The organism is Blastomonas sp. CCH1-A6 (genome assembly GCF_001556365.1).
GTDB classification, from domain to species: Bacteria; Pseudomonadota; Alphaproteobacteria; order Sphingomonadales; family Sphingomonadaceae; genus Blastomonas; species Blastomonas ursincola.
The window spans coordinates 1-2,614 of the sequence record NZ_LSIS01000310.1 but is presented as its reverse complement, the minus strand read 5'-3'; the positions used below and the strand labels follow the sequence as shown (position 1 = coordinate 2,614).

The following is a 2,614-nucleotide window of genomic DNA, read 5'->3' as shown; positions in this document are numbered from 1 at the left end:
CTCCCCCATCCTGCGACGCTGACGGGGCATCACCCCCGAGTCTCCGGAGGGGCCCATGCGTATCCTGTTCGTGCATCCCAATTATCGCTCGGGCGGGGCGGAGATTGCGGGGACGTGGCCGCCGGCCTGGGTGGCGTATCTGACCGGGCCGCTGCGGCGCGCAGGGTTTGACGACATCCATTTCATCGACGCGATGACCGAGGGGGTGTCGGACGATGATCTCGCCGCGCGCATGGCGGCGCTGCAGCCCGATATTGTCGGCACCACCGCGATCACGCCCAGCATCTATGCCGCCGAGCGGGTGCTGGAGATCGCCGCGCTTACCGTGCCGAACGCGGTGCGCGTACTGGGCGGGGTGCATGCGACCTTCATGTACCGCCAAGTGCTGATGGAAGCGCCGCATATCGATGTCATCGTGCGCGGCGAGGGCGAGAATATCGCGGTCGAGCTGTTCACCGCGATTGCGCAGGGCCGCTGGCCGCAGGATCGCGCTGCGATCGCCGGGCTCGCCTGGCGCGAGGGGGATCAGGTCATCGCCAGCAAGGCGGCCGATACGATCAAGGATATGGACAGCCTCAAGCCCGACTGGGACATTCTCGACTGGAAGCAATATACCTATATCCCGCTCGGCACGCGCGTCGCCATCCCCAATCTGGCGCGCGGCTGTCCGTTCACCTGTTCCTTCTGCTCGCAATGGAAATTCTGGCGCGATTACCGCGTGCGCGATCCCAAGCTGGTGGTCGACGAGATCCAGGAGCTGCACGAGAAGCACGGCGTCGGCTTCTTCATCCTCGCCGACGAGGAGCCGACGATCAACCGCAAGAAATTCATCGAGTTCTGCCAGCAGCTGATCGATCGCGGCCTGCCCGACAAGGTAAAATGGGGCATCAACACCCGCGTCACCGATATCTATCGCGACAAGGAGCTGCTGGGCTTCTACCGCTCGGCGGGCCTCGTGCACGTGAGCCTGGGCACCGAGGCGGCGGCGCAGATGCGGCTCGACCTGTTCAACAAGGAAACCAAGGTCGAGGAGAACAAGACCGCGATCCGCCTGCTGCGCGAGGCCGATATCTTCGTCGAGGCGCAGTTCATCGTGGGGCTGGAGAACGAGACCGCCGAGACGCTCGAGGAAAGCTGGCGCATGGCCTGGGACTGGCAGCCGGACCTCGCCAACTGGTCGATGTACACGCCCTGGCCGTTCACGCCGCTGTTCGAGGAGCTGAAGGACAAGGTCGAGGTCCATGATTTCAGCAAGTATAATTTCGTCACCCCGATCATGAAGCCCGCGGCGATGGAGCGCGGCGAGCTGCTCGATCGGGTGATGGCCAATTACCGCCGCTTTTATATGCGCAAGGCGCTGTTCCATTATCCCTGGCGCGGCACGGGCTTCCGGCGGCGCTATCTGCTCGGCTGCCTCTATGCCTTCCTTCGCGCAGGCTTTCGCCGAACCTTCTATGATCTGGGCAAGGCGGGCTATTGGGGGCCGCAGACCGCCAAGAGCGTCGATTTCCATTTTGACGAGAAGCGCGTGGGCGTGGAGCAGGCCGCATCCGATTGGGAAACGGCGGCAGACCGCGCCGCGCGCGCCAGCGAGCGCCGCGCCGCCGTCCGCGCGCAGATGAAGGAGCGGGCAAGGGATCGGATAGAGTTGAGCGAAGCGCCGAAGGGCGAGTGAGGTGGCTGACGCTCCCTCGCGCGCAGGGCTGGGTAGTTGCGCCCTCCCCTCCCATGCCGGCGCGCTGATCGGCCCCAATGCCGTGCTGCAAATGGCATGGGCGATGGAAGGCACGATCGGCGCAGCGGCGGCGCGCGAGGTCCTGGAGGTGGCGGGGATCGACGCGCTTCCCTCGGGCGAGGCGATGATATGCGAGGCCGAGGCACTGCGGCTGCACCAGGCGCTGGTGATGCTGCATCCGGCGGCGGCGGAGGACATCGCGGCACAGGCGGCGGTCGGCACGGCAGACTATATCATCGCCAACCGCATCCCGCGTTTTGCGGCCCTGGCCTTGCGCTGGCTCCCCGCCCCCATCGCCGCGCGGCTGCTGATGCGGAGCATCGAGCGCCACGCCTGGACCTTCGTCGGCGCAGGCGCGTTCACCGTCACCGGCCCGTGGAACTTCAGCATCGACCGTGCCTGCGCGGGCGACCGCACCGCGCCGCCCGACACGCTGTTCCGCTGGTACGCAGCTGTGTTCGCGCGGCTTTATTCGCGGCTGGTGCGCGCCAATTCAAGCTGCACCGGCGCCGCGCCCGATCCGCGTTATCCGTTGCGCTGGCACTATCGCATCGCGCCGGTCACAGCTGACGCAGTGCGCGTGCGGGCCGTGCCGCCAGCACCGGGAGCGATCCGGCAATCCCCAGCCCCAAGGTCAGCAGCGCCCCCCCCGCCAGCGTCAACATCACCACCGGCCAGTCGGGTGCCCAGCTGAAGCTGAAGATCTGGGTGATGACATACCAGGCCGCGGTCAGCCCCAGCGCCAGCGCGACCAGCGCCAGCAACGCGGCGAGCAGACCATATTCGAGCGCCTGCGCCGACAAGATCTGCCGCCGCGTCGCGCCCAGCGTCTTCAGGATCACGCTGTCATAGATGCGCGCCTGGCGGCTGGCGGCGATC

2 protein-coding genes and 1 pseudogene are annotated in these 2,614 nt (G+C 66.7%); 2 read left to right on the top strand and 1 reads right to left on the bottom strand.

Annotation, left to right across the window (positions count from 1 at the left end; genetic code table 11):
• The first annotated feature begins 55 nt into the window (after window positions 1-55).
• A complete protein-coding gene (gene bchE / locus AX735_RS14635; RefSeq protein WP_066281809.1) occupies window positions 56-1,675 on the top strand; it encodes a magnesium-protoporphyrin IX monomethyl ester anaerobic oxidative cyclase in 1,620 nt (539 codons plus the stop codon).
• Between the two features lies 1 nt (window position 1,676).
• Window positions 1,677-2,213, top strand: a pseudogene (bchJ, locus tag AX735_RS26410) (bacteriochlorophyll 4-vinyl reductase); the annotation flags it as partial.
• 82 nt (window positions 2,214-2,295) lie between these two features.
• Here the strand turns inward: bchJ and AX735_RS14625 are convergent.
• On the bottom strand, window positions 2,296-2,614 hold a 319-nt coding region (locus AX735_RS14625), incomplete at its 5' end, for an FtsX-like permease family protein (RefSeq protein ID WP_156447515.1).